Origin of the sequence: Enorma shizhengliae, from assembly GCF_009676995.1 — a bacterium.
Lineage (GTDB): Bacteria > Actinomycetota > Coriobacteriia > Coriobacteriales > Coriobacteriaceae > Enorma > Enorma massiliensis.
In genome coordinates, this window is record NZ_VTFZ01000002.1 from 84,191 (window position 1) to 109,964 (window position 25,774).

The following is a 25,774-nucleotide window of genomic DNA, read 5'->3' on the forward strand; positions in this document are numbered from 1 at the left end:
ATCTATCAAAGCATCTATGTTTGCTCTATGAAACTTGCATGGGTACAATAACTCAACTTGTTCGGCGCGCTATGGCGCCGGCGCGAAGGGTATGAACCTTTCACAACTACGCTTTTCGCTAGGTAGCCGCGCCGTGCGCGCGACGATTATGCTTTGCGTACGACGGCCACGCTTTACGTTAGGGGAACGCTCCCGATGGAATTGTTTGAACATATCGTGACGCACGCGCTGGAGGATACGCTCCCCATCGTGCCGTTCTTGCTCATTACCTATTTGGCGCTCGAGCTCCTGGAGCACGCAGCGGGCGATCGGGTGAATGGCGTCGTCAAGCGCGCTGGTGCGGCGGGGCCCGTGGTGGGCGCGCTTCTCGGCATCGTGCCGCAGTGCGGCTTCTCCGCCATGGGGGCGACACTCTATGCGGGGCGCGTCATCACGCTGGGCACGCTTGTGGCAGTGTTCCTCTCGACTTCCGACGAGATGCTGCCCCTGCTCGTGGCCGAGCGCGTGGATGCGGGCCTTCTGGCGCAGGTGCTTCTGGCGAAGGCGGCGGTTGCCGCGGTGGTCGGCCTCGCCGTCGACGCCGCGCTGCGCGCGCTTCGTCGCAATGCGCGGGCCCATGCCGCCATGCGCCGCGGTGTGCTGGGGCCTGCTGCCGTGGCGAGCGATCCCGCGGTCGAGCAGGATGTGATCGACGAGCTCGCGGAGGCGGGGGAGGGTGCAGACCATATCCATCGCCTGTGCGAGCGCGACCACTGCGGTTGCGACGACGATCATGAGGCGGAGTCTTCGGGTCATGATCACGGCCACGACCACCACGGCGGGGCCTGGCCGGTCGTCCGCAGCGCCCTTTCGCATACCGTACAGGTGACCGTGTTCATCTTCCTCGTCACCATGGCTCTCGTGGCGGTGCTCGAAACGGTGGGGGAGCCGGCGCTCGAGGCGTTTCTGAGCGGAAACCGCGTGCTCGCGGTCTTCGCCTCCGCCCTCGTGGGGCTCATCCCAAATTGCGCGGCCAGCGTGGTTATCACCCAGCTTTACCTCGAGGGAGTGCTCTCGTTTGGGGCTATGCTCGCGGGCACCCTCGTAGGAGCCGGCGCCGGCTTCCTGGTGCTCTTCCGCACCAATCGGAGCCTGCGAGAGAACGTGGTCATCCTTGTTGCGCTGTACGTGGTGGGCGTCCTGTGCGGCATCGTGCTCACCGGTATGGGAATGTAGGCTGGAAGGTCGGCGCGGCTGTGGAAGCCGGCGCGGGCGTGGTGACTGACGCGAGAGGAAAGCCGAGATACGGGCGGAATGGCTGGCGCCGGTGGGCTTGAGCAAGAGGCGGGCCGGCCCCACGCATCACGCGAGGTGCGGATGGCGTTTTCTTAAGCGATGCGATGCAAGAACAGGCCGCTTCTGAGCTTCGGCTCGAACCAAGTTGATTTCGGCGGCATAAGAAGCCCGGCATCGGCTACCGCCATGAGCTGGTCCATGCTTGTTGCATGCAGGGTGAAGGCTACGCCGAGGGAGCCTGCTCGCTCTTCGAGCTCCGCCGTCCCGCGTATGCCGCCTACGAACGCGATGCGCTCGTCGAGCCGTGGATCCCCAATGCCCAGGATCGGCCCAAGAAGATGCTCTTGGAGGATGGAGGCGTCGAGCGCCGCAACAGGCCCCGCGCTTTGCGCCTCTGCCAAGAGCTCGGGCGAGCAGGAGAGCTTCCACCAGCGTCCAGCGCTGAACAAGCCGAAAACGGTTGGCTGCTCGGGTTCGACGGGGCCGTTATGCTCTTCGACCTGAAAGCCTGCTGCCTGCACCCGCTCGATGAGCTCGGCTGGCGAGAGCCCCGCGCGGTCGGCGACTACACGGTTGTAGGGGAGGATGGTGAGCTGGCTTGCGGGGAACAGTACCGAGAGGAAGTAGTTGAAGGGCTCCTTGCCAGTGTAGCTGCCCTCTGCCTGGGCCTTGCTGCGCAGGCCGTGGGCGGCGCGGACGGCCGAAGCGGTCCTATGATGGCCGTCTGCGATATAGAGACTCGGCATACGCTCGAGCATGGCATGAATGGCTTCGATGCTCTCGGGCCGATGGACGCGCCAGACAGTCTGCTCGATGCCCTCCTCGTCGGTGAAGTGGTACAAGGGCTTGCCGGTTTTCACGGCGTCTAAGATGAACTGAAGCACCGGCTCGTCTCGGTAGGCGAGGAAGATGGGGCCGGTTTGGTAGCCGAGCGCCTCGATGTGGTCGACGCGGTCCTGCTCTTTGTCTGGCCGGGTGAGCTCATGGCGCTTGATGCGACCCTCCTCGTAGTCGGCGACGGAGCATACACCTACGATGCCCGTCTGCGCGCGACCCGCGCGCTTCAGCTCGTAGAGGTAGTAGCAGGGCGCCGCATCATAGAGATAGGTGCCGTCGGCGATACGTTCGCGCAAAAGCTCCGCCGCGCGCGCATAGACCTCGGGTGCATACATGTCTTGGCTTGGGGGAAACTGCGTCTCGGGCCGATCGATGTTTACGAACGAGAGCGGCCGCTCCTGCACGTAGGCCGCTGCCTCGTCGCGGTCAAAGACATCGTATGGTGGGGCGGCAACTTCGGCTGCAACCTCCGGGGCCGGTCGCGTGCAGGGAAACGGTAAGACCTTCATGGTAGGCCCTTTCAAATCATGCGGAAACGATAGCCGCTCTATTGTACCGTGACGGATGTAGGCGCTCTGCTGACATGGTTGATGCGGCGCTTGGAACAGTTCGTTCGCTATTGGGTGCTTGCCGCAGCCGGTGCACGGACGTTCCGGGAGCGCGGGCGCTGCCCCCGGAACCCAACGGCCCTTCTCTCGAAGAGGGCGGCTTACGGCGCTGTATTCGATGCGGGCAAGGGATATCCAGCTATTTGATAACGCGGACGCGGTACATCGACGAGATGCGCTTGAGGGCATCGATGGTCGAGCTCTCGAGATGCTCGTCGGTGTCGAACATCGTGTAGGCATTCTCGCCGGCGCTTTCGTTGACCATGCGCTGCACGTTGGCGTTGTCCTTGGCTAGGATTGCCGTGATCTGGCCGATCATGTTGGGCACGTTCGCGTGCAGGCAGGCAATGCGGCTCGCGGCGCGCGCCTTGCCCATGGAGCAGCTCGGATAGTTCACGGAGTGCGCGATATTGCCGTTCTCCAAATAGTCCTTCAGTTCCGAGATGGCCATATCGGCGCAGTTGGCCTCGGCTTCCTCGGTGCCGGCGCCCGAGTGTGTGGTGATGAAGGTGTTGGGCATGAGCACGGTCTTGGGCGTGGCGAAATCCGTCGCGAACCACGAGAGCCTGCCCTCATGGAGGGCGGCGTCGACGGCATCCTCGTCAACGATGGTCTCGCGCGCGAAGTTGATGAGCACCGCGCCGGGAGCGAGGAGCGCAAGCTGGTCGGTGCCGATCATGCCCACGGTGTCCGCCTTGCTGGGCACGTGGAGGGTCAGGTAGTCGCAACCGCGGCAAAGGTCTTCGAGGGTGCCCACGCGCTGTACGTCGCGGCTGAGCTCCCAGGCGTGCTCGACGGAGATGAAGGGGTCGTAGCCATACACATCCATGCCCAGGTAGACGCAGGCGTTGGCAACCTTGGAGCCCACGTTGCCCAGACCGATCACGCCCACGCGCTTGCCCTTGAGCTCGCGTCCCACGAAGGCCTTCTTGACATGCTCGGCGTGGGTGAGGATATCGGGGTCGTCTGCGTTCTGGCGCACCCAATCCATCGATTGCACGACGCCACGGCTCGAGAGGACCATCATGCAGAGCACGATCTCCTTGACAGCGTTCGCGTTAGCGCCCGGAGAGTTGAAGACCACGACGCCGCGCTTCGCGTAATCGTCGACAGGGATGTTGTTCACACCGGCTCCGCAGCGCGCGATGGCTCGGATGCTCGCGGGCAGGTCGTATCCGTGGAGGTCGGTCGACCGCATGAGGATGGCGTCGGCTTCGGCCGTGTCCTCGACAAAGGCATAGCCGTCGCCGAAGGTGACCTGGCCGTCTTTGGTGATGTCATCGATGATTTTGATGTTACGCATGGTGCTCCCATCGGGTTCTTGATGTGTTCCCCGCGCTCGAGCAGTCCTGCTCGCTCAGAGGCGCCACTGGCGCCTCTGGCTCGTGCGGAACTCGCGCGGGGAACACATCAAGAACCCTGCGCGCCAGGGAACGAATCACTACGGTAAAGGGGTGCACGGGCTATATGTTTGGCTCGTGCAGAAACCTGCGACCCATGTGGGTTGGGACTGCAGGCCAAGAGGCTAGCAGCTGGCTTGGAGCGGGCTGCTAGCCTAGTTAGATCGACGGCTCTCCTCGAACTCTTGCATGTAGGCTGCGAGTGCATCGACGGATGCTTGGGATACAGCGTTATAGATGCTCGCACGCATGCCGCCTACGAGGCGGTGTCCCTTGATGCCCTCGATGCCGCGCTCGCGAGCACCGGAGATAAACGCCTCGTCCAGTTCCGGCGTGGCGCAACGGAAGGTGACGTTGCTGATGGAGCGAGATTCCGGCTGCGCCGTGGGCACGAAGATCTCGCTGCGGTCGAGCAGGTCGTAGAGCGTCTTCGCTTTCTGGCGGTTGCGCTTTTCCATGGCGGCGAGCCCGCCTTCGTTCTCGACCCAACGGAACACCTTGCCGCACAGGTAGATTCCGAACGTGTTCGGCGTGTTCATCATCGAGTCCTTGTCCGCCTGCGTGCGGTAGCTCATGTACGAGGGGCAGCATGCGAGCGCCGGGCCCTCGCCCAGCAGGTCGTCGCGGACGATAACGACGGTCACGCCCGCGGGGCCAGCGTTCTTTTGCGCACCGGCATAGATGAGCCCATAGCGCTCGACGTCGAGCGGCATGGAAAGGAAGCAGCTCGACACGTCTGCGACGAGCGGGGTGGCGCCGCAGTCGGGGAGCGTGGAGAACATCGTGCCGAAGATCGTGTTGTTCTGGCAGATATAGACGTAGTCGAGGTCTCCTACTGCCGCCCGCTCCGCGACGGGCGCAAGGTCGGGGATGCGATCGAAGCCGGTGTCTTCACTCGAGGAAAGCACCTCGGCCTCACCGTACTTTCGCGCTTCCTGCCATGCGAGCCGGGCGAAGTTTCCGGAGACGATATAGCCCGCCCGGCCCGTGCGCATGAGGTTCATGGGGACACCGGCAAACTGCAGCGTAGCGCCGCCCTGAAGGAACAGCACATGATAGTTGCTTGGGATGCCGACGAGCCGGCGCAGCGTGTTCTCGGCGTCTTGGATGACTTCGGAGAACGCGTGGGAGCGATGGCTCATCTCCAGGATGGACATGCCGCATCCACGGTAATCGAGCAGTTCGGCCTGGGCCTCTTGGAGCACGCTTTCTGGGAGCGCAGCAGGACCGGCGGAGAAGTTATGCACGCGTGGCACCGAAACCCCCTTGTCTATGCAATATCGGAGTCTCGTAACTCTACCATATGCCCCACGGCGCAACGCGACCGTCGCTCAGTTAATCCCAGTGAAACACTCGAGATTTCGAGCATCTCGAGGGGCACAGGCGGCGACGTCGCGCGATGAGCAAGGATGGGGCGCCGGCGGCGACGGCGCGCGGACAAGGCCGGGGCCTCGGCAGCGAAGGCCTGCGGGAGAACCCAATCGGGTCGTGAACGATGCCGTGCGGAACGGGTGGCGGAGCGGGTACAATACAGGCACGAGCGCGCATGGCTCGCGTTCGATGCACGGAGGAGACGCCATGGCGATTTATGTAATGTCGGACATCCACGGACATGTCCGTGCCCTCGAAGAGGTGCTCGATCTTGCGTCCCCGGGCGATGACGACAAGGTCTACGTCCTTGGTGACATGGTCGATCGCGGGCCCGCGCCCGTCGACGTGATTCGCCGCGTGCGGTCGCTTCCGAATGTCCACGTTCTCATGGGAAATCACGAGAGCATGCTGCTCGACGTGCTGCTCGACACGGGGGAGATGGATAGCTTCACCTGGGCGCTCAACGGCGGGTTCGCCACGGCGACCGGCCTCGACGTGCTCGATCGCGATGAATACGCCGAGCTCATCGATTGGATGCGCGGGTTGCCGCTGTTCGCCGTGGCAGAGACCGAGAGCCGACGCTACATCCTCACACATGCGGGCATCGATGCGATGGAGGCGCGCGGGTACCTGGCGATGGCGGGCGTAGACACGAGCGAAGGGCGCGGTGCGGCGGAGGCCAGCGAAGAGCAGCTGCTCGATATGATGTCGCGCCAGCTGCCGGAAACCCTGTTGTGGACGCGCAAGGAGTTTTGGGGCCAACCGACCGGATTCGTGGGCAAGGATGGTACCGGCCCCGTCGTGGTGGTGGGCCATACTCCGTCGGTCGTGCTTTCGCGCTACGCGGACCGCATGGCAAACGAAGGCGTTAACGAGGATGGCCGCGGCATCGTGGTCCCCGTGGGGGCATGCGATGCGACGGGCGGCGTTGCCGACCGCATCGATATCGATTGCTCCGCGGCGGCTGGCGCGCCGAGGGGGCGCGTGGGGCTTGTGCGCCTTGATGACGGAGCTGCTTGGTACGGCACCATCAACGAGGGAGAATAGGGACGGCTATGCGCCGCTGCGACTGAGACAGTTGTGCCGGGTGAAACTGTCTCACTTGCGCGCATCCGGCCGCTATGACGAGAACGGGTTCCGCTCCTTGCGGATGGCGCGGCGAATGTTGAGGTATTCCAGGACGAGCAGCACGAGCAGGAAGGCCATCGACGCCAGATAGCTCACCACGGCGCCCGTGAGCCCGATGAGGTTCACGAGCACGAGCGAGAGCGCCGTGACCGCCACGAACGCGAGCAGGTAGAGGCGCATCACGGAGCCTTGGCGACGAAGCACCGTCACGATGGCGTACAGGAAGTCAATCGCCGCGATGACGCCGCCCGCGATGACCATGAGGTAGCAGAGGAAGCGGAACTGCTCGAAGTCAACGCCGTACATGAAGCTCGTGAACGGTATGCCGACCGTCGCCATGAGGATGCCCACCGCCGCGGTTACGCCAACGATAACGGCCACCATCGCGAGGATGATGAGGTCGAACCGGCGGCGCTTGCGCGGGTTGGACCAGATGTTGGCCAAGCGTACGAGCTGGGGCTTATAGATGAAGCCGATGATGATCTGGATGCTTTGCGACGGGAAGTACAGCGCATTGAAGTAGATCTGGTTCTCGTAGGGGAGCGACCCCTCCATCACGAGCTTCGGCATGGTCTCGATGAGGTTGAAGAGGAAGAGCGCCGCAAAGAGCGGGAAGCACTGGCGGAAGAGGTCGACGACCTCCTCCATGCGCCAGCGGCGCGACTTCTCAGTCTCGAGCAGCGCGAGCGGAATCGTGACAAGCACGAGCGATGCCACCGCGGCGACGCCCATGGCGACGGATGCCACGGCGATGTTGTGCGTCACGAGCAAAAAGAGCGTGAAGATGAGAAACACCGCGCCCGATCGGAGCGTCTGCGAGATGCCGGCGAGGTAGAGCTTGTCTGCCTGCTGCAACCGCCCCTCGTAAACGTCGGCGATGCCGTCGACGAGCTTGAAGAGGTACACGCCGGCGCAGATGGTTGCCATGTAGGGCTGGTAGTCGCGCACGGTGCAGTAGAGGATGCCGAGCACGAGCGCGGCCGCAGCGGAGCTCCAGCGGTTGATCTGGTACGAGGTGAAGGCATGCGTCTCGTCGATGTCCGAAACCTGGAAGTTGCGCACGCCGTAGTTGGCGGCGTACATGAGCAGCATGCCCGTGGAGAACGCGAGCGAGAACATGCCCGCCTGCTCGGTGCCGGCGAGCTGGGTGGCGATGATCGAGAGGATGGGAAGCGACATGCCCCATACGGTGGTTCCGATGGTGTTCCACACGTAGTCGCGCGAGGCGCTGTGCGATTCGTATTCCTCTTCCTGCTCGCTGAGGGAGCCCTTGTATACCGACTGGAGCAGGCGCGTCCACCATTGGTTGACAAGGCGGGCGAGGTAGGGCTGGCGGCGGCGCCGCGCGGCGGGGTGGCCCGCGTTGGCGCGCGCGGCGCGGGAGGGGCTCGCGGCCGGCGTGCCGCGACGCTCGGCGAGCTTGAGGCGGAGGGTATCGAGGGGATTCAAGGACACGGTGTTCCTCTTCATCGGGGTCATGACCGTTCACGGTGTCGTGGTGCGACAACGCGTGAACGTCAATTATAATCAGTTACCAGTGTAGTTGAGCGATGTACACAGTTGTTACGGACGGCGCGGCTACTTGATCGCTCGGAGTACGCGCCAAGGGCTAGAAAGGTACTGCGAATGATCGAGACGATATTGCTGGAAAACGGAATCAACTGCGATTTCGATCGCGTCCATGTGGACTGGAGCCCCGCGAAGCTCATCGAGCACTCCGTGTCGCACCATGAGGCATACCTCACCTCGACCGGTTCGCTCTCCGTGTCGACGGGCGCCTTTACCGGCCGCAGCCCCGAGAACCGTTACATCGTCGACGCCGGTGAGGCCGACGAGCAGGTGAACTGGAACAGCAAGACCAACAAGCCCATCGACGAGGCCACCTATAAGCGCGTTCGCAAGAACGTGGTGCGCTACATGTCGCAGCGTCGCCACCTGTTCGTGGTCCGCGGCTATGCGGGCGCCGACCGCCAGTACGCGCGCAAGGTCATGGTCGTATGCGAGCGCGCGCACCAGGCGCTCTTCATCCAGAACATGCTCGTCCGTCCTTCCAAGGATGAGCTTGAGGTCTTCGGCCGTCCGGACATCATGGTGCTCGCGGCGCCCACGTACGTGTGCTCGCGCGACCGCGATGGCGTCGAGCCCGCTGCGGTGATGCTCGATATGAACGGGAAGCAGATCATCGTCGCCGGTACCGGCTACTGCGGCGAGATCAAGAAGGCCGTTTTCACGATGATGAACTACCTCCTGCCCATCGAGGACGGCGTGCTCCCCATGCATTGCTCTGCCAACGTCGATCCCGACACCGGCAAGACCTGCATCCTGTTCGGTCTCTCGGGTACCGGCAAGACCACGCTCTCGGCCGATCCGGCGCGCCTCTTGATCGGCGACGACGAGCACGGCTGGAGCCCCCGTGGCGTCTTCAACATCGAGGGCGGCTGCTACGCCAAGACCATCGACCTCACGCGCGAGCGCGAGCCAGATATCTTCGATGCCATTCGCTTCGGCAGCGTGTCCGAGAACGTCAAGCTCGACCGCAAGAGCCGTGCGCCCATCTACTCCGATAGCTCCATCACCGAGAACGGCCGCGCCGCCTACCCGCTCACGCACATCGAGCGCGTGGTGGAGTCCGGGACGGGCGAGGTGCCGAGCGTCGTGCTCTTCCTCACGGCCGATGCCTACGGCGTGCTGCCGCCCATCTCGCGCTTGAGCCGCGAACAGGCGATGTTCCACTTCCTTACGGGCTACACCGCCAAGGTTGCGGGAACGGAGCTCGGCGTCAAGGAGCCGCAGCCCACGTTCTCCGCGCTTTTTGGCGAGCCGTTCATGCCGCTCGACCACATGGTCTATGCCTATTTGCTGGGCGAGAAGATCACGCAGAACGATACGCGCGTCTACTTGGTGAACACCGGCTGGACGGGCGGCCCGTACGGCGTCGGTCACCGCATCGCGCTCTACCATACCCGCGCGCTCGTCAAGGCTGCTCAGGACGGCTCGCTGGATATCGCTGGCTACAAGCACAACGACGTGTTCGATGTCGAGGTGCCCAACGAGTGCCCGGGCGTGCCCCGCGAGCTGCTCGACCCGCGCGGCACCTGGGACGACCCCGCTGCCTACGATAGGGCTGCGGCCGAGCTCGCGTCCAAGTTCAAGGAGAACTTCGAGAAGCGCTATCCGGGCGTCGACCTTAAGAGCATGACGCGCGTCCGCTAGCGAGTTGACGCCGCGCGGCGCCCTGGCGGGCATGCAAAATCAGGACAGAGGGAATTTTGCATCGGCAATCTGTCTCGCCAGGGCGTCGTTCGCTGAAGCCGGCTTAATCCGCGATGATGATGCAGAGCCGGCGACTTATATCACTTCTATCAGGTCTGTTGCGGTATCATGGTCGCGACATACCGCCCCATCCCCGGATGGGGCATCGCGAGCGCGTGCGTGCCGACACCGTAGGGCAAAGAAGGTGGTCGGCGGGTGCGCGCTCGTTCGTTTTGGGCGCCTGCTGGCGTGCCGGCCCGCAGAGCGTCTTGCGAAAGGAGTGGGCATACATGAAGAGGTTTGTTGTTGAGGATTCGTTTTGGGAGCTCTTTCCCCAGGCAGTGATCGGCATCGCCGTCGCGGAGGGTATGAAGTCCGCGGCCAGTGTTCCCACCGACGACGCCGAAGAGATCGAACGCCTGCTCGACCGAGCCAACGTGCAGGCCGAGCGCTTCATCACGAGCGACGTTATCTCAGAGAATGAGCCGGTGCGTGCGTGGCGCGAGGCCTACCGGGCCTTCAAGACGGAGAAGGGCGCGCGCTGCTCCATCGAGAACCTGCTCAAGCGCGTGCTCAAAGGCAATCCGGTGGGAAGCATCACGCCCTCGGTGGATATCTACAACGCCATCTCGCTCAAATATGCGTTGCCTGTGGGCGGGGAGGACATCGATGCCTTTGAAGGCGATCTGCGCCTGGGCGTGACAGAGGGCGGCGACCCGTTCCTGCCGCTCGGGGCAAACGAGCACGACGACCCGACGCTTCCCGGAGAGGTGTGCTACCGCGATGACGCGGGAGCCGTGTGCCGTTGCTGGAACTGGCGCGATGGCGTTCGTACGGCGCTTACCGATGAATCGAGCAATGCGTTCCTTATCATCGAGTGCGTGGAGCCGGAGCGCGCTGATGACTGCCAGGCGGCCGTCGACGAGCTCGCTCAGCTCGTGGAGCGCTACTTGGGTGCCACGATTCGCGTGAAGGCCCTCGTGACCGCGGAAAACCCGGAGGTCGTCATCGCCGATTAGCAGCATGTGAGACAGTTGTGCCAGGTACAACTGTCTCAGAGACAATCGTGCCTGGCACAACTGTCTCATGCCTGGCACAACTGTCTCATCTGAGGGCGGGGGAGGAGGTCCGTATGGAGCGCGAGGGATTCTTCGAGCGCGTGTACGACATGGTGGAGCAGATTCCCGAGGGGATGGTTGCCACGTATGGACAGATCGCCCGCCTGGTGGGCGAGCCCCGCAAGGCCCGCTACGTGGGCTTTGCGCTCCATAGCAATCCGCGCCCCGGCGAGGTGCCGTGCCATCGCGTGGTGTTCGCCGATGGAAGCATCTGCGAAGGGTTCGCATTCGGCGGTCCTGAAGCTCAACGAAAGCTTCTTGAGGACGAGGGAGTCGCCTTCAAAGACGAGACGCATGTCGATATGAGGCTGTGCCGCTGGCCTGCGGGCACGGCGTGACAAAGAGGGGGAGCCGTGGCGAACGTACCGTTTTGCACCTGCACCGACCATACATGCCCGAATAACCCGTGCAACCATAATTCTGGCTGCACGCCGTGCATTGCGAAATGCCTGAAGCAGCATGAGATCCCGACCTGCTTCTTCAAGGACATCTCGACCGATTTGCTGCCCGGCGATGAGCAGGATTGGACCTACAAGGGCTTTGCCGAGCACGCGCTGAAGCATCTGAGTGCCTAAAGCTGGATGTCTGGTTGGCAGGTCGCTTTTTCGACGTACCATCAAGCCGGGCTGAAGTGCCGATTGAGGTTACGATTTGGACGTTCTGCGTTCCAAAACGGCAAATACACGGATCCCAATTCGTCAATGCGGTTTGGCGCATGTGCGTATCGCTTCGGCAAACGAAAGGTAAGCTATAGCTAACTTATGAAAGACCTATGAAGGTGCCCTAGGAATCTGGACGACACCTGTATAGTTTACTAAAGTTAACTCAACGACCGAGAGGTAAAGGCGATGAGAAAACCTCTCGCGGCGTGTTCGATCGCATCCTCCCCTCTGTGCGATTGGTGTACTTCAGGAAGAGGCCCCTGCGTCCACGTGGGATGCAGGGGCCTCTTCCTGTGCGCGCAATCTGCCGAGCGTTTTGCTCTGCCGGCGGACGAGGTAGGTTCTGTTACCGATGCTCCGGCTCGATGACGCGCGTGACGAGCTCGGCTAGGGCACCGTCCTCAGCGCGGGTATCCAGTACGACGTCGCAGAAGGGGCGGGCGTCATCGGAGACGTTCGCAACGCCAACGCCGAGGCCCGCGCGCTTTAGCATGTCGAGGTCGTTCGCGGCGTCTCCAAAGCCAATCGTTTCGGAGATGTCGATGCCCAAGAGCTCGGCTAGGTGCGCAAGGCCCGTGCCTTTGTTCACGCCGGCGGGGACAAATTCGACATAGCGATTCGATGAGTATGTGATAGCGACGTTGCCGGGATCGAGGGTGGGCGCAAGCTCCTCGCCTATCCGACGGCAGCGATCGAAATCGATATCCATGAAGATAATCTTCATGAGCTCCTCATCGCCGACGAAATCATCGAGGCTGCTCACCGACTCGTCGAGTTCGATGCATCCCGGAAAGCCCCTCAGGTACTCTCGCTCTTCTGGCGGGAGAAACTGCACATAGGTCTCGCCGCTCGCGGTATTGAGGTGCAGCGCTTGGCGATGCTCGACGCCCCATGCGTAGAGGCGCTCGATCGAGGCACGGTCCCCGGTGGTGGCGAGCAGCGGCTCGGGATCGCCGTAGCGGTTGATGAAGCCGCCGTTGTACGAGATGATATAGGACCCTTCCATGAGCGACTGATCGACATCGGCGAAGTTGTCCATGATAGATTGATAGGGTCTGCCGGAGTTCGGCACAAAGAGCACGCCGAGCTCGCGCAGGCGGCGGAGCGCATCCACGTTTGCCGCGGGGATGCGGTGCGCGCCGTCGAGAAAGGTCTCGTCCATATCGCTTGCGATCAGCTTGTACATCGGCGCTCCTTTAGGTCCAGAGACGATTTGGGAATGGGACTCTCTGTTATACGTTACCAGCATGAAAGGGACTTTAGGTCCAGTTCACGACAGCGAGCGCGCCCCAGGCGAGGAAGGCTGCCGTGAACGAGGAGGGCGTAGACCTAGGGGTCGCGCCCAACGAGTGAGCGGCAAGATCCCCCGCCTGGGGCGCGCGCAGCGTCAACTAGCTAGTACACCATTCCCATGGCCTCGCGGACCTCGGCGAGGGTTGCTTCGGCAATCTCGTTCGCGCGGCGGTTGCCCTCGTGGAGCACGTCCTTCACGTAGTCGAGGTCCTGCTCAAAGGCGTGCCGGCGCTCGCGAATCGGCTCGAAGTAGCTGTTCACAGCTTCGGTTACATACTTCTTGAGCTGGCCAGACCCGCCCATGCCAATTTCTTCGGCAATCTCCTCCGGCGCGCGGCCCGTGCAGATGGCGGCGGTCGAAAGCAGGCCGCTCACGCCCGGGCGCCCCTCGGGATCGAAGGTAATCATGCGCTCGGAATCGGTCTGGCTCTTTTTGATGCGCTTCGCCGTTTCCTCCGCGGTCATGGAGATGGAGATGGCGTTGCCGTAACTCTTGCTCATCTTGCGGCCGTCGAGGCCCGGCAGGAGCGGCGTATCGGAAAGCAGCGCATCGACCTCGGGGAATACCTTGCCGTAACGGTTGTTGAACTTGCGCGCGATGAGGCGGGTGAGCTCGATATGCGGCAGCTGGTCGCGCCCCACGGGCACCACGTTGCCCTTGCAGAAGAGGATGTCGCATGCCTGGTGCACCGGATAGGTGAGGAGGAGCCCGGTGAGCTCGTGGCCCGAGGCCTCCATCTCGGCCTTCACGGTGGGGTTGCGCTGCAGCTCCGCCTCGCTCACCAGCGAGAGGAACGGCAGCATGAGCTGGTTGGCCGCCGGCACCGCGGAATGCGTGTAGATCATGGTCTTTCCCGGATCGATGCCGCAGGCCAGGTAGTCCATGACCATGTTGTAGACGTTGTCTTGGATGTGCTCGGTGGTGTCGCGATCGGTGATGACTTGGTAGTCGGCGATGAGCACGCTGGTCTTGACGCCCATGTCCTGCAGCTCGACGCGCCCCTTGAGCGTGCCGAAGTAATGGCCCAGATGCAGACGGCCCGTGGGGCGGTCGCCCGTGAGCATCGTGTACTTCTCAGGGTGAAGCGGAAGGTCGGCGCGAATCTCGTCACTGCGCTTGCAGGCGGTCTCGTAGCTGCGTTCGTTGGGCATGGTCGACTCCGTTCGTTCATCTTCGTTCCGGCACATTGCGTCTTCGTAAGGTAGGCGAACGCGCTCAGGAAGAGGCTTTACTTTTCAGCGGCATCATTATCGCGCAGATGGCTCTGAAGGCGCTCGAGTTCTTCGCGGCGCTCCTCACGGCGGCGCTCGTGCTCGCGCTCCTCGGCAAGCTTCGCTTCGGTGAAGGCCGGGTCGTCGGGGGTGACGATCTCGTCCTCATGGGTTTTGGGATTGTAGTGGTGGCGCAGCACCGGCTCGAAAAGATGGAGGCGCAGCGCAAAGGCGGCCGAACAGACGAGCAGCACGATGAAGATGACGATGCGCAGCTCGATGCGAACCTGGTTGATGATGGACGCACCGATCGAGAGCATGATGGACCATGCGTAGATGAGGAGCACTGCCTGCCGTTGGTCGAAGCCCTCTTGAATGAGACGGTGCTGGATGTGGCCCTTGTCGGCTTGTCCGATGCTCACGTGCGCGCGCTTGCGCCGTACGATGGCGGCGAGGGTGTCGATGATGGGTACCCCGGCCACGATGAGCGGGATGAGCAGCGATGTGAGCGCAGCGGTCCTGCTCACCGAGAGCAGCGACACCGTACCGAGCGCAAAGCCCAGGGTGAGGGCACCCGAATCTCCGAGAAAGATGCTCGCCGGGTGGAAGTTGAAGCGCAGGAAGGCGAGGCAGGAGCCGAAGAGCGCGATCGAGAGCGCGGCGGCATCGGTGCGTCCGGCCAAGATGGAGAAGCTGAACATCGTGATGCTTGCGATTGCCGAGATGCCCGTGGCAAGCCCGTCGAGGCCATCGATGAGGTTGATGATGTTCGCGAACGCCACGAGGTAGACGATCGTGATGGGGTAGGAGAGCCAGCCGAGGTCGATGAAGGCGCCCGCGACGAAGGGGTTGACGATGCTTCCGATGAGGAGCCCGCCCGCGGCGGCGACGCCTGCAGCGACGATTTGGCCTGCTAGCTTAGCGTACGGCTTGAGGGTTACGATGTCGTCCACGACGCCGGTGATAAAGATGATGCAAAAGGCCACGGCGAGCATGTAGTAGTTCACGGGCATGCTCGGGTGCGAGACGAGCGCAGAGGGCCAGCCCCAACACCATGTACCGATAACCTGCAGGATAAGGGCAACGACGAGGCCGAAGAACACGGCGACGCCGCCCATGCGCGGTGTGGGAGTCTTATTGATGCGGCGTTTGGAGGGGTAGTCGACGGCGTCGAGCCGGATTGCGAGCCGCTTGGCCAGCGGCACGAGGGCGTAGGTGGTTGCACATGCGGCGCCCGCAATGCAAATGTAGGGGAAGAACGAATCCATGAGGGCGCTACCACCAAGACGTGTCCGATAACCATCGCCCGCATCGTGCGGGCATAACGCGATACATCATACCGGAAAGGCGGAAGTGGGGCGCCAGTCGCGGCGATTCCTCACCGTCACAGCAGATACGCGACCGGCGCGCAGAGGATGCCGCTTGGTGTGCGCGAGGGTGTTGGCGGCGTGGTCTGGCGGCGGGGCGAGCGGGCGGCGACGCGGCGGCCGCGCCCCGCAAGCGGGCGATAGGTATTCACAATTTGATATGAGATGATTAAATACAGGTTATGACCTGCGAAAATAGCGATACGCGACGACGCACGTTACCACGCCCATCATCTAACACGAAGGGAGATAAGTCAAGACTGGTAATCGGTATTCGGCACGATATGATGATGGTGTTCCGCACCCCGTGGAGCAACTGGGTGAACCGTCACGTTTTTTCAGGGAGCCCACACAGTCGTACTCAGTACAGGCATCCTTCGTTGTTAAGGAAGCTGGAACGGGCGATGAGGGCACCCACCTTGTAGAGGTGGGTTCATTTACGCATAAACGGGGTGCGGTCCTTTTGCGTCGGCTTGCGATGGCCGGGCTTTCTTCACAGCTCTCTATCAACAGAATCAGTCGATCGCCACGCGGTCAGTCGATCGCCGCGCGGGGTTTGTCCTCTACTAACACAATCGGTCGATTGTCGCGCGTGGTGTTGTCGGGCTATGTTCGGACAGGGTCCGTGCTCCCGGGCGTCTTTCGGACGCATGCTCCGTTTTCGGGCAACATTCGGACACTGCCAGCGCCTTCGGGCGACATTCGGACGCTCCGGCCATCTAGAATGGCGAAATGTCGCCCGAGAACGCCCGCGATGTCTGGATTCTGCCCGAAAAGCTCGCAGAGTCCGGATCCCGCCCGAGAGTGCTCGCTGTCCCGAGCGCCTGCGGTGCCCGAACCCCCGCAGTGTCCTGATCCCGCCCGACAACGCGGTGGCGGCCATTTGCCCCGCGATGCGCTACACGGCGCTTCGGACGGCGGTGTCGTGAAAGCAGAAGGTGTCCGGACGGTGCCGCGATTCGGTGTGCTCGAACATATTGCCCTTGCTATCGAAGGTTTGGCTCGTCATGACGGCAAGATAGTCGAAGCCCTCGATGTCGAGCATCTCCGCATCGTGGTGCGTGGCGCGCTCGACGGTGATCGTTCGCTTGCTCGTGCTCACCACAACGCCAAGCTCGCCTTCGAGGAAGTCGTAAATGGATCCTTCGGCAATCTCCGCGGTAAGTCCCGGCACGAACGATGCGAGAAAGTAGCTGCGGTCGAGAACGAGCGCGCGCAGCAGATCAACATCCCCGCATGCATCTCGTGCTACCTGGGCGTTACCGAGCCCGCGCTCTTCGGCGTGAACCTCAAGTACAAGTTCCCGATGGTGTGCGGCATGATTGGATCCGCGCTCGCGGCGATGGTCTGCACCGGGTTCGGCGTGCAGGCGGTCTCGATCGGCGTGGGCGGCATCCCGGGCATCCTTTCCATCGTGTTCCAGTTCTGGGGAATCTTCGCGGTGTGCATGGCGATCGCCATCGTCGTGGCGTTTGCGCTGACGTACTTCGTGGGCCTGAAGAAGCTTTCGGCTGAGGATCGCGGGCTCGTGGCGCTTGAGAGCGCGAACGCCGTGGCGGGCGAGGCGGCCGCGCCGGCCGCCGCCGTGGCCGAGATGCCCGCCTCCTCCGCCGAAGCGGCTGAGGCGCCTGGTCAGGCTAAGGCTTCTGCTGCAGCGGCCTCGGGCCCTGGTGAGCTCGTGTGCCCCGTGACAGGTTCGGTCGCCTCTATCGAGCAGATGGCAGATCCGGTCTTTAGCAGCAAGTGCATGGGTGACGGCCTCTGCATCACGCCCGCGCCGTCTGCCGATACCGTGGTGGCGCCGGCCGATGCCACGGCGACCGTGACCATGCCCGCTTCCAACCATGCGGTCGGTCTCACGCTCGACAACGGCATGGAGCTGCTCATTCACGTGGGTATCGATACGGTGGCCATGGGTGGCGACCGGTTCACCTGCTCCGTCAAGCAGGGCGACCGCGTGCGCGCCGGGCAGAAACTCCTCACGTTCTCGCAGGAAAAGATTTGCGCGGCGGGGCATCCGACGGATGTAGCCTTCGTGGTCTCGGCGCCGGGCTCGGCGAAGGCTATCGCGTTCACGACGGGCGTCGAGGCCCAAGCGGGCGAGACCTCCGTGGTGAGCTATCAGGCGTAGACGCGCAATCGGGGCGCTGGGGGCGCACGTGCCCGGGCGCCCCGTGAGGCGGTGCAAGAGTAAGCCGGGTATGCCGCCGCTGTTGTCATGGCGGCATGCCCGGCAACGAATCGAAGGGGGTCGTTCGCCCAATGGCACGAAGCACGCGCGATCTGGGCAAGATCGTGGCCTATCAGATCTACATCAAGAGCTTTTGCGACAGCGATGGCGATGGCATCGGCGACCTGCCGGGCATCACCTCGAAGCTCGACTACCTGGCCTCGCTGGGAATCGACTATGTGTGGATCACGCCGTTCTTCCCCTCCCCGCAGCGCGACAACGGCTATGACGTCTCGGATTACTGCGCGGTAGATCCGGTCTACGGAACGATGGACGATTTCGACGAGCTTGTGCGCGAGGCCCGAGCGCGAGGCCTCGGCATCATGCTCGACATGGTGCTCTGCCATACCTCCGTGGAGCACGCCTGGTTCCAGCGGGCGCTTGCTGGCGATGAGCGCTACCAGCGCTTCTACATCCTGCGCGACGGGCGGGGAAGCGCGGGCCCCGGCGACCCTGGGGAGCCGCCCAGCAACTGGCAATGTGCCTTTGGCGGGAGCGCCTGGCAGTGGGAGCCGCGCCTGGGCAAATGGTACCTGCACATGCACGATGTGAGCCAGCCGGACCTCGATTGGACAAACCCCGAGGTGCGCGATGCGCTCGTGGATGTGGTGCGCTCCTGGCGCGACCGCGGCGTGGCGGGCTTCCGCTTCGATGTGGTGAACCTTATCTCCAAGCCGGAGGTCTTTGAGGATGCTCCCGGCGGGAACGGCCGGCGCGTGGTGGCCGACGGCCCGCATGTGCACGAGTACCTGCAGGAGCTTGTGGAGCGAGCAGGCATTGGCGACATGCTTACCGTGGGCGAGATGGCCTCCACCACGCTCGAAGACTGCGTGCGATACACCGCTCCGGCTTCGCGCGAGCTCAACATGGTCTTCAACTTCCATCATCTGAAAGTGGATTACCGGGGCGGCAACAAGTGGGAGCTCATGGATCCAGATATCGCGCGGCTACGCGAGGTGTTCCAGACGTGGGGCGAGGGCATGCAGGCCGGCGGAGGTTGGAACGCACTGTTTTGGAACAACCATGACCAGCCCCGTGCGATATCGCGCTTCGGAGGCCGCGGCGGCGCGGGCTATGAGGGCAGCAGTTGGGAGAAGGTGGGCAAGATGCTCGGCATCTGCACCCACTTGATGCAGGGTACGCCCTATATCTATCAGGGAGAGGAAATCGGCATGACCAATCCCGGCTACGCCTCGATTGAGGAGTACCGGGATGTGGAGAGCAAGAACTACTACCGCATCATGCTGGACGAGGGAAAGAGCCCGGCTGAGGCGCTGCGCATCGTGGGCGAGCGCTCGCGCGACGACGGACGCACACCCATGCAGTGGAGCGCCGATGAGCACGCCGGCTTTACGACCGGCGAACCGTGGATTGGGGTGGCGCCAAATTACGAGCGGGTGAACGTTGCCGCCGAAGAGGACGCGCCGGGGTCGATGCTCGAGTTCTATCGCGAGCTCGTGCGGCTCCGCAAGGAGCTTTCCGTAGTGAGCGAAGGGAGCGTGCGGTTCTATGATGCCGGTGCGGGAGCGAGACGCGTGATTGCCTACGAGCGAGAGCTTTCGGGCGAGGCGGCCGATGCCGCGCGTGCGGCGGGCGAGCCGGTGCGGGCGGTTGTGCTCTGCTCGTTCGACGCCGAGCCGTGTGAGGCGGTGCTGCGCGGCTCGGATGGAGCGGCGGTTGAGCTCGCAGGGCTCGAGCGCGTGCTGGGCAACTACCATGATGCGCCCGCCGCTGGTGCTGCCGGGTCGGTTGAGCTCCGGCCCTTCGAGGCCGTGGTGTTCGTGCAGCGGTAGATGCGGCGGCCGGCGAGGGCGATGCCGGCGGGAACGGCGGGGCGCGGCGCTTGATGGGAAAGTGGAGCGCTGCGAATACAGGGCTATCCTTCGTTTGTCGAATCCGCCATTGTGCCGTTTCCGCACTTTCCAGGGCTTGTCCCTTTGCCCGGGGCCGCCCTCTCGCTCAGCGCTGCAGATATGGAGTTACGCGTAGCCGAGATTCGCTCAGCGCTGCAAAAATGGAGTTATCCGCAACCGATGCAGCAAAAATGGAGTTAACAGCCTCCGCAGGTGGCCTTAACTCCTGTTCTGCTGCGCTCGCTGCTAATAACTCCATTTTTGCAGCGCTGGGCGAAGGGGGCGCGGCCGAAAACTCCATATTTGCTGCACTCAGGAGCGTAACTCCAGATGTGCAACGCTCGCAATTCTTTAATTTCCAATCTGCCGCGCTGGGCGTCGAACGTTTCTCGTAATTCCGGATTTGGTACGCTGGGCGCGAGGCGGGTTCCAATGACTCCGTGTTTACTGTGCTCGGCAAATCTCGGCATCGATTAGCTCTAGATTTGCTACGCTCACCAAACCCAGGGTCCGCGCAACTCCAAATCTGCCGTATTCGGAAAAACGCGACCACTCGTAATTCCATATATAGCGTGCTCGAGCAAGCCTGTGTGCGGCAGGCGCTTTGGGCTGGGAGCCCCTGCGGTTCCAGGCTGAATGGCGTGGCCGCTTGGGTTGGTGCGGTGCTCGGGTTGGTGCGGTGCTCGGGCCGGTGCGGTGCTCGGGCTGGGCACCGTCGCTGCGTTAAGGGCATCATAGTTCGAGGTTCACACGCTCCCGCGGGAGAGATCCAAATTGTCTGTTGACACTCGCCCGCGGCTTGGTAGAATATCTTTCTGCTTGGGGACGTAGCTCAGCTGGGAGAGCGCTGCCGTCGCATGGCAGAGGCCGAGGGTTCGATTCCCTTCGTCTCCACCACAAGCAATTTAATCGAACCCGTAGGAGTGCCTGCGGGTTCGTTTGTTTTAATCGTTTTTTGCATCCTGCCTCGGGTGGCGCGGCGGGATGCGGGGCGGGGGCGCCATGGATATCGTTGCTGCAACGGAGCACGACCTTCTGGCTGTCGAGCGGCTCTATCGGGATGTCGCCGACGAGATGAACGGTGCTCCCCACGACGTCTGGTGGGACTTCGGCGTGCATCCGACCCACGAGGGGCTGCTCGAAGCGGCTCACTCGGGCAATCTGTTCGTTGCCACAGCACAAGCTCCAGAAGAACAGCTTGTTGACGATGGGCCCGAGTGCGAAGCGGGCCGGCCTGTCGCAGGCCTCGGCTGCAAGCCGTCGGTGCTTGGCGCGTTTGTGCTCGATGCTCGGCAAGGGGCCGATTACAGCCTCGCGTCCTGGCTCGTTGACGCCCCCTCTGGCCGCGTGGCCGTCATTCACCTGCTCGCCGTGGCGCCAGGGGCCCGCGGGCGCGGCGTCGGCCGGGCCCTGTTGCGCGCTGCCGTTAGGGAGGCGCGCTCGCGCGGTGCATGGTCTCTCCGCCTCGACGTATTCGACAACAACGCCCCTGCGATTTCGGCATATCGCCGTGCGGGATTTGCCGATCTTGGCATCTTCGATATCGAGGTCGGGGGCGGATTGCGGCACCCCTCGCATCTCATGGAGCTCGACCTGCGCGAGACAGATGAGAAGCGATGACGCGCTCTCTATTGCTTCCCTCAACCCTTAGCGCGTGCGAACTCTGCCCGCGCAGGTGTCGTGCAGATCGAGCGGCGGGCGAGTGTGGCGTTTGCGGGGCAACCGACACGCTGCGGCTTGCTCGCGCGGCGCTGCACTTTTGGGAGGAGCCGCCCATCTCGGGCGAGGAGGGTTCGGGCACCGTGTTCTTCAGCGGATGTCCGCTCAAATGCGTCTATTGCCAAAATCACGAGATTTCGACGGGAAACTTCGGCATCGATGTTTCGCCCGAGCGACTCGCCCAGATCATGCTGGAGCTCCAGGATCAGGGCGCCCTCAATATCAACCTCGTGACCGCGACTCACTATGCGCATCTGCTGCCGGAGGCAATCGCTGCCGCCCGTGCGCAGGGGCTCGCTATCCCCATCGTCTACAACACGAGCGGGTACGAGCGCGTGGAGGCAGTGCGCGAGCTGGACGATCTCGTTGATATCTGGCTCACCGACTTCAAGTATGCCGATGCCGGGCTGGGTCGTGCTCTTTCGCATGTGCCTGACTACCCTTCAGTCGCCCAGAGCGCGCTCATTGAGATGGCGCGGCAGCTTGAGCGCCATGGGGGAGGAGCCGCTCGCGCAGATGGCACCTGGACGCGCGGGATCATCGTGCGCCATCTGGTGCTGCCGGGGCATGCCGAGGATTCTTGCCGCGTGCTCGATTTGATCTGGGACGCGGTTGGCGACGTCCCCATTTCCGTCATGAACCAATACACGCCGAATGCTGCGATGCGCGCGGCGGGTGGCGAGCTCGCCCGCGCGGTTACCCGGGAGGAGTACGAGCGCGTGCTCGATCATGCCGACGACCTCGGGTTCACGCAGATGTTCTGGCAAGAAGGCGGAGCGGTGGACGAGAGCTTCACCCCGCCCTTCGATACCACGGGCGTGCTTGAGCGCGCGGATGCGCGATAGGGTGCCGATTGGGGCCTTTCGGCATTCTCGGATTTGGCTGAATGCAAGTTTTGGGCACTTCGCGGGGCATCTTCAAAGTATACGGAAGACCGGCAATTCATCTACCTGCTATTTCTTTGGCGTATTGTCTTCGTGTATTCAAGGAATCGCTTCTGGAGTGCCCAAAACTTGCACATTGCCCGGGAATGTCAAATTGGGGACTGTTCCTCATTTGACGTGACACAGCGGGGTATACTTCAACCCGATGATTGCCCGTGCGGCACGGTGCCGCCTTTTTGAGAGGACCACTCATGGCAGATGGAGATGCTCGTCCGCTTACCGATGAGGAGCGGGCCGAGCTCGAAGCGCTTCGCGCCGAGAAAGCGCATCGCGAAGAGCAGGAGCGCGCACGTCGTGAGCGCGCCGAGCTTGAGGCGCTCCGTGCCGAGCGGCGTGAGGTTGAGGAAGCGCCTGCGGCCGAGCCCGCCGCGTCGCCGGCGTCTCCAGCGCCGAAGCTCGCTGCCGGCGAGGCCGCCCACGGTGCTCCTTCCGGGTCCACCGGGAAAAAGACCCATGAGCGAACATTCGGCGAGCGCATGGTGCTTTCGGAGGGCGAGGACGATGACGGCATGCCCTCGATGCCGCCTGCCCAGAAGATCACCATCGGCATCTGTCTTGTTGTCGCCTTGTGCGTAGTCGCCTATATCGCCCTAAGCAACCTCGGCATGCTCGGATAGCACATTCTGCCTGCGGCCGAGCCTACGTGGTCCGTGCCGCACCGCGCGATAGGAAAGGAAGCGGATCAACATGGCTTTGACGGACGAATCGCGCCCCACGGACGTAGCGCTCCTCACGGACCTCTACGAGCTCACCATGGCCCAGGGGCTCTGGGAGAGCGGCAAGGTGGACGAGGAGGATTGCTTCACCGCATTCTACCGCGACCATCCCTTTGGGAGCGCGTACGCGGTGATGTGCGGCACCTCCGACCTGCCCGATCTGGTGGAGAACCTTCGCTTCACCGACGAGGACATCGCCTACCTTGGGTCGCTCGAAGCGCCGGCGGGCGGCGCGCTGTTCAAGCCTGGCTTCCTCGACTACCTGCGCAACTTCCGTATGCATGTGGATATCGACGCCGTGCCCGAGGGCGAGCTCGTGTTCCCGCGCGAGCCCATGGTACGCGTGTGCGGCCCGGCGCTCGAGTGCCAGATGCTCGAGACGGCGCTTCTCAACACGGTTGGCTTCCAGACGCTCGTGGCAACAAAGACCGCGCGCGTGGTCCAGGCGGCGAAGGGACGCCCTGTAGCGGAGTTCGGCCTGCGCCGAGCTCAGGGACCCGATGGCGGCATGGCCGTGGCCCGCGCGAGCTACGTGGCCGGCTGCTCGAGCACCTCGAACGTCCTTGCCGGGCGCAAGTACGGTATTCCGGTCTTCGGCACGCACGCGCACAGCTGGGTGATGAGCTTCGATTCCGAGCTCGAAGCGTTCCGCGCTTTCGCGCGCACGAGCCCCAACAACTGTACGCTCCTCATCGATACCTACGACGTGCGCGAGGGCGTGGAGAACGCCATCACCGTGGCACATGAGATGGAGGAGCGCGGCGAGCGGCTTGCCGCCATCCGTATCGACTCCGGCGACTTGGCGAAGCTTTCGACCTATGTGCGCGGACGCTTCGACGAGGAGGGCCTGCCGTACGTGAAGATCTCGGTTTCCAACGACCTTGACGAGTACACCATCCAGAGTCTCTTGGACCAGGGCGCGCCCATCGACTCGTTCGGCGTGGGCACCAAACTCGCGACCTGCTACGATCAGCCAGCGCTCGGCGGCGTTTACAAGCTCGCCGCGCGCCGCGACCCCGGTGACGAGGGCTGGACGCCCGTGGTGAAGCTTTCCGAGCAGCCCTATAAGCGCACGATTCCTGGCGTTCAGCAGGTGCGTCGCTATATGGACGAGTCGGGCAGCCCCGTGTGCGACCTCATCTACGATGAGGCGTTCATGGAGGGTGAGGGCGAGGCCCGCGGCACGACGCTCGTGGCCGTGAATGACGCCGCGCTCGTAACGAGCGTGGCGGGCATGCCGTACCGGGAGCTGCTCGCTCCCGTGGTGCGTGGCGGCAGCGCCGTTGCCCCGCGTGAGCCAATCGCCGATGCCCGCGCTCGTTGCGCGGCGGCCATCGATGGCCTCGACGAAGAGTACAAGCGCTTCCTGTACCCGCAGTCCTATATCGTGGGCATGGAGTCCGGCCTTGCGCGCGTGCGAGACGAGCTCGTGCGTGAGCGCATGGAGCAGGCGGGCTCCGCGATGCCGTGGAAGGCTCCCAAGACGAGGCGGTAGCGGCGCGCGGTCCGGTCGCTCGGCATCGTTATCGCCCGCGACCCGGCTGGATGGCCTCGGACGTGATACTATCCAGCCTGGCCGTTGTAACCGCTTATGCAAAATCTGATGGGAGATGCCATGCCCGCTGCTGCCAAGACCATGGTCGTGAAGATCGGTTCGAGCACGGTGACCGAGCCGGGTACAGGCGTGAACCGCTCCTTCATCGCGCGGCTTGCGCATGAGGCGGTCGAGCTGCGCTCGCTCGGGTGGAATCTCGTCGTGGTGAGCTCGGGGGCCATCGCGTGCGGTGCGCCGGTGCTCGGGTTTAGCACCCGGCCTGCCGACATGCCGAGCCTGCAGGCCTGCGCCTCGGTGGGGCAGTGCGTGCTTTCTGCGGCCTATGATGAGGAGTTCCGCGCCTGTGGGCTTGCCACGTCGCTTGTGCTTCTCACCCGCCATGACACGGCGCGCCGCCAGTCGTACCTGCATGCGCGCGACGCGCTCACCAGGCTCGTGGAGCTCGGCGTGGTGCCCGTGGTGAACGAGAACGATACCGTTTCGGTTGACGAGATTCGCTTCGGCGACAACGACACGCTCGCGGCGCTCGTGGCCTGTCTCGTCTCGGCCGATCTTTGCGTTACGCTTTCGGATATCGAGGGGCTTTATACCGCGAACCCGTCCATAGACCCCAATGCCCGCTTCGTGCCGCGCGTCGAGAAGATCGATGCGGCGATCATCGCTTCTGCGGGCGATTCATCGAGCGCGGTGGGTACGGGTGGAATGATTACCAAGATTCGAAGCAGCCGAATCCTCATGACGGCGGGTATTCCGAGCGTGATCTGCAGCGGCGCGGACGAAGGGGCGCTTGCGCGCCTGGCTCGCGGCGAACAGGTGGGTACGCTCTTCGTGCCGCCGCATGCGCGCACGGACATCGCTCCGCGCAAGCTTTGGATCGCACTCGGCGATGCGGCTCATGGCTCGGTTACGGTGGACGACGGGGCGGCTCGGGCGCTCGTCGAGCGCGGTTCGTCGCTTCTGCCGGTGGGCATCACGGCAGTTGAGGGGCAGTTCGAGGCGGGCGATGTACTCGATGTGCGCGATGCGGGCGGTTTCGTGCTCGCGCGAGGCATCGCTGAGGCCGGCTCCGATGAGCTGCAGCTTGCTGCGGGCCGCCAGCAGAGAGAGATCGCCGGGAACCACTTGCTCCAGGCCCTCGCCGGCCGCCCCGCCATTCACCGGGATAATCTCATCGTTTTCGCCTAGCCGTTTTCGGGCGGCCTGTTTTGCCGTCCCAAGCTTTAGGACATGGCCT

Annotated in this window: 21 protein-coding genes and 1 tRNA gene; 14 read left to right on the forward strand and 8 right to left on the reverse strand. The window is 63.3% G+C overall.

The window, feature by feature from the left end:
* The first annotated feature begins 195 nt into the window (after positions 1-195).
* Positions 196-1,215, forward strand: a complete 1,020-nt coding sequence (locus GJE22_RS02765; RefSeq protein ID WP_144687711.1) for a putative manganese transporter — start codon at positions 196-198, stop codon at positions 1,213-1,215.
* A gap of 152 nt (positions 1,216-1,367) precedes the next feature.
* On the opposite strand, the gene GJE22_RS02770 is transcribed toward GJE22_RS02765, so the two are convergent.
* The 3 genes from GJE22_RS02770 to serC all read right to left on the reverse strand — a co-directional run bounded on the left by GJE22_RS02770 (position 1,368) and on the right by serC (position 5,376).
* Complete coding sequence (locus tag GJE22_RS02770) at positions 1,368-2,621, reverse strand: DUF1015 domain-containing protein (protein WP_144687712.1); 1,254 nt, start codon at positions 2,619-2,621, stop codon at positions 1,368-1,370.
* Between the two features lie 238 nt (positions 2,622-2,859).
* On the reverse strand, positions 2,860-4,023 hold the full coding sequence (locus GJE22_RS02775; protein ID WP_144687713.1) for a phosphoglycerate dehydrogenase: 1,164 nt from the start codon (positions 4,021-4,023) through the stop codon (positions 2,860-2,862).
* 252 nt (positions 4,024-4,275) lie between these two features.
* Entirely contained in the window at positions 4,276-5,376 is a 1,101-nt protein-coding gene (gene serC, locus GJE22_RS02780) for a 3-phosphoserine/phosphohydroxythreonine transaminase (protein WP_144687714.1), read from the reverse strand.
* 322 nt (positions 5,377-5,698) lie between these two features.
* Here serC and GJE22_RS02785 point away from each other — a divergent pair, with 322 nt between their 5' ends.
* Entirely contained in the window at positions 5,699-6,538 is an 840-nt protein-coding gene (locus GJE22_RS02785) for a metallophosphoesterase family protein (RefSeq protein WP_144687715.1), read from the forward strand.
* Positions 6,539-6,610: 72 nt separating this feature from the next.
* Here the strand turns inward: GJE22_RS02785 and GJE22_RS02790 are convergent, their stop codons facing one another.
* Positions 6,611-8,074 carry a lipopolysaccharide biosynthesis protein gene (locus GJE22_RS02790; protein WP_235895757.1) on the reverse strand — a complete coding sequence of 488 codons (1,464 nt, stop codon included), beginning with the start codon at positions 8,072-8,074 and terminating at the stop codon, positions 6,611-6,613.
* Between the two features lie 171 nt (positions 8,075-8,245).
* On the opposite strand from GJE22_RS02790, the gene pckA reads away from it, so the two are divergent.
* The 4 genes from pckA to GJE22_RS02810 all read left to right on the forward strand — a co-directional run bounded on the left by pckA (position 8,246) and on the right by GJE22_RS02810 (position 11,564).
* Positions 8,246-9,832, forward strand: a complete 1,587-nt coding sequence (gene pckA, locus GJE22_RS02795) for a phosphoenolpyruvate carboxykinase (ATP) (protein WP_144687717.1) — start codon at positions 8,246-8,248, stop codon at positions 9,830-9,832.
* 329 nt (positions 9,833-10,161) lie between these two features.
* Positions 10,162-10,890, forward strand: coding sequence for a B3/B4 domain-containing protein (locus GJE22_RS02800; RefSeq protein ID WP_144687718.1), 729 nt, complete (start codon positions 10,162-10,164; stop codon positions 10,888-10,890).
* Between the two features lie 113 nt (positions 10,891-11,003).
* Entirely contained in the window at positions 11,004-11,327 is a 324-nt protein-coding gene (locus GJE22_RS02805; protein ID WP_144687719.1) for an MGMT family protein, read from the forward strand.
* Positions 11,328-11,342: 15 nt separating this feature from the next.
* A complete protein-coding gene (locus GJE22_RS02810; protein WP_144687720.1) occupies positions 11,343-11,564 on the forward strand; it encodes a DUF6485 family protein in 222 nt (73 codons plus the stop codon).
* Between the two features lie 433 nt (positions 11,565-11,997).
* On the opposite strand, the gene GJE22_RS02815 is transcribed toward GJE22_RS02810, so the two are convergent.
* From GJE22_RS02815 to GJE22_RS10215, 4 genes are all read right to left on the reverse strand, one after another.
* On the reverse strand, positions 11,998-12,837 hold the full coding sequence (locus tag GJE22_RS02815) for an HAD-IIB family hydrolase (protein ID WP_144687721.1): 840 nt from the start codon (positions 12,835-12,837) through the stop codon (positions 11,998-12,000).
* 209 nt (positions 12,838-13,046) lie between these two features.
* The gene (gene trpS, locus GJE22_RS02820) at positions 13,047-14,096 is read right to left on the reverse strand and encodes a tryptophan--tRNA ligase (RefSeq protein ID WP_144687722.1); all 1,050 of its coding nucleotides are present in this window, start codon (positions 14,094-14,096) and stop codon (positions 13,047-13,049) included.
* A gap of 77 nt (positions 14,097-14,173) precedes the next feature.
* The gene (locus GJE22_RS02825; RefSeq protein ID WP_144687723.1) at positions 14,174-15,424 is read right to left on the reverse strand and encodes a glycosyltransferase family 4 protein; all 1,251 of its coding nucleotides are present in this window, start codon (positions 15,422-15,424) and stop codon (positions 14,174-14,176) included.
* Between the two features lie 997 nt (positions 15,425-16,421).
* The gene (locus GJE22_RS10215; RefSeq protein ID WP_235895758.1) at positions 16,422-16,697 is read right to left on the reverse strand and encodes a UTRA domain-containing protein; all 276 of its coding nucleotides are present in this window, start codon (positions 16,695-16,697) and stop codon (positions 16,422-16,424) included.
* A 420-nt stretch (positions 16,698-17,117) separates the two neighbouring features.
* Between GJE22_RS10215 and GJE22_RS10020 the strand changes: the two genes are divergently transcribed.
* The 8 genes from GJE22_RS10020 to proB all read left to right on the forward strand — a co-directional run bounded on the left by GJE22_RS10020 (position 17,118) and on the right by proB (position 25,725).
* Entirely contained in the window at positions 17,118-17,654 is a 537-nt protein-coding gene (locus GJE22_RS10020) for a PTS sugar transporter subunit IIA (protein ID WP_268878513.1), read from the forward strand.
* A 131-nt stretch (positions 17,655-17,785) separates the two neighbouring features.
* Positions 17,786-19,546, forward strand: a complete 1,761-nt coding sequence (locus tag GJE22_RS02835) for an alpha,alpha-phosphotrehalase (RefSeq protein WP_144687725.1) — start codon at positions 17,786-17,788, stop codon at positions 19,544-19,546.
* A gap of 881 nt (positions 19,547-20,427) precedes the next feature.
* A tRNA-Ala gene (locus GJE22_RS02840) sits at positions 20,428-20,503 on the forward strand.
* Positions 20,504-20,608: 105 nt separating this feature from the next.
* Complete coding sequence (locus GJE22_RS02845) at positions 20,609-21,226, forward strand: GNAT family N-acetyltransferase (protein ID WP_186297377.1); 618 nt, start codon at positions 20,609-20,611, stop codon at positions 21,224-21,226.
* A complete protein-coding gene (locus GJE22_RS02850; protein WP_144687727.1) occupies positions 21,223-22,170 on the forward strand; it encodes a radical SAM protein in 948 nt (315 codons plus the stop codon). The genes GJE22_RS02845 and GJE22_RS02850 overlap by 4 nt, the downstream gene beginning before the upstream one ends.
* A 290-nt stretch (positions 22,171-22,460) precedes the next feature.
* A complete protein-coding gene (locus tag GJE22_RS02855) occupies positions 22,461-22,886 on the forward strand; it encodes a hypothetical protein (RefSeq protein WP_144687728.1) in 426 nt (141 codons plus the stop codon).
* Between the two features lie 70 nt (positions 22,887-22,956).
* Positions 22,957-24,480: a nicotinate phosphoribosyltransferase gene (locus GJE22_RS02860; protein ID WP_144687729.1), complete on the forward strand. Its 1,524-nt coding sequence runs from the start codon at positions 22,957-22,959 to the stop codon at positions 24,478-24,480.
* A 120-nt stretch (positions 24,481-24,600) separates the two neighbouring features.
* The gene (gene proB / locus GJE22_RS02865; RefSeq protein ID WP_144687730.1) at positions 24,601-25,725 is read left to right on the forward strand and encodes a glutamate 5-kinase; all 1,125 of its coding nucleotides are present in this window, start codon (positions 24,601-24,603) and stop codon (positions 25,723-25,725) included.
* Positions 25,726-25,774 lie beyond the last annotated feature (49 nt).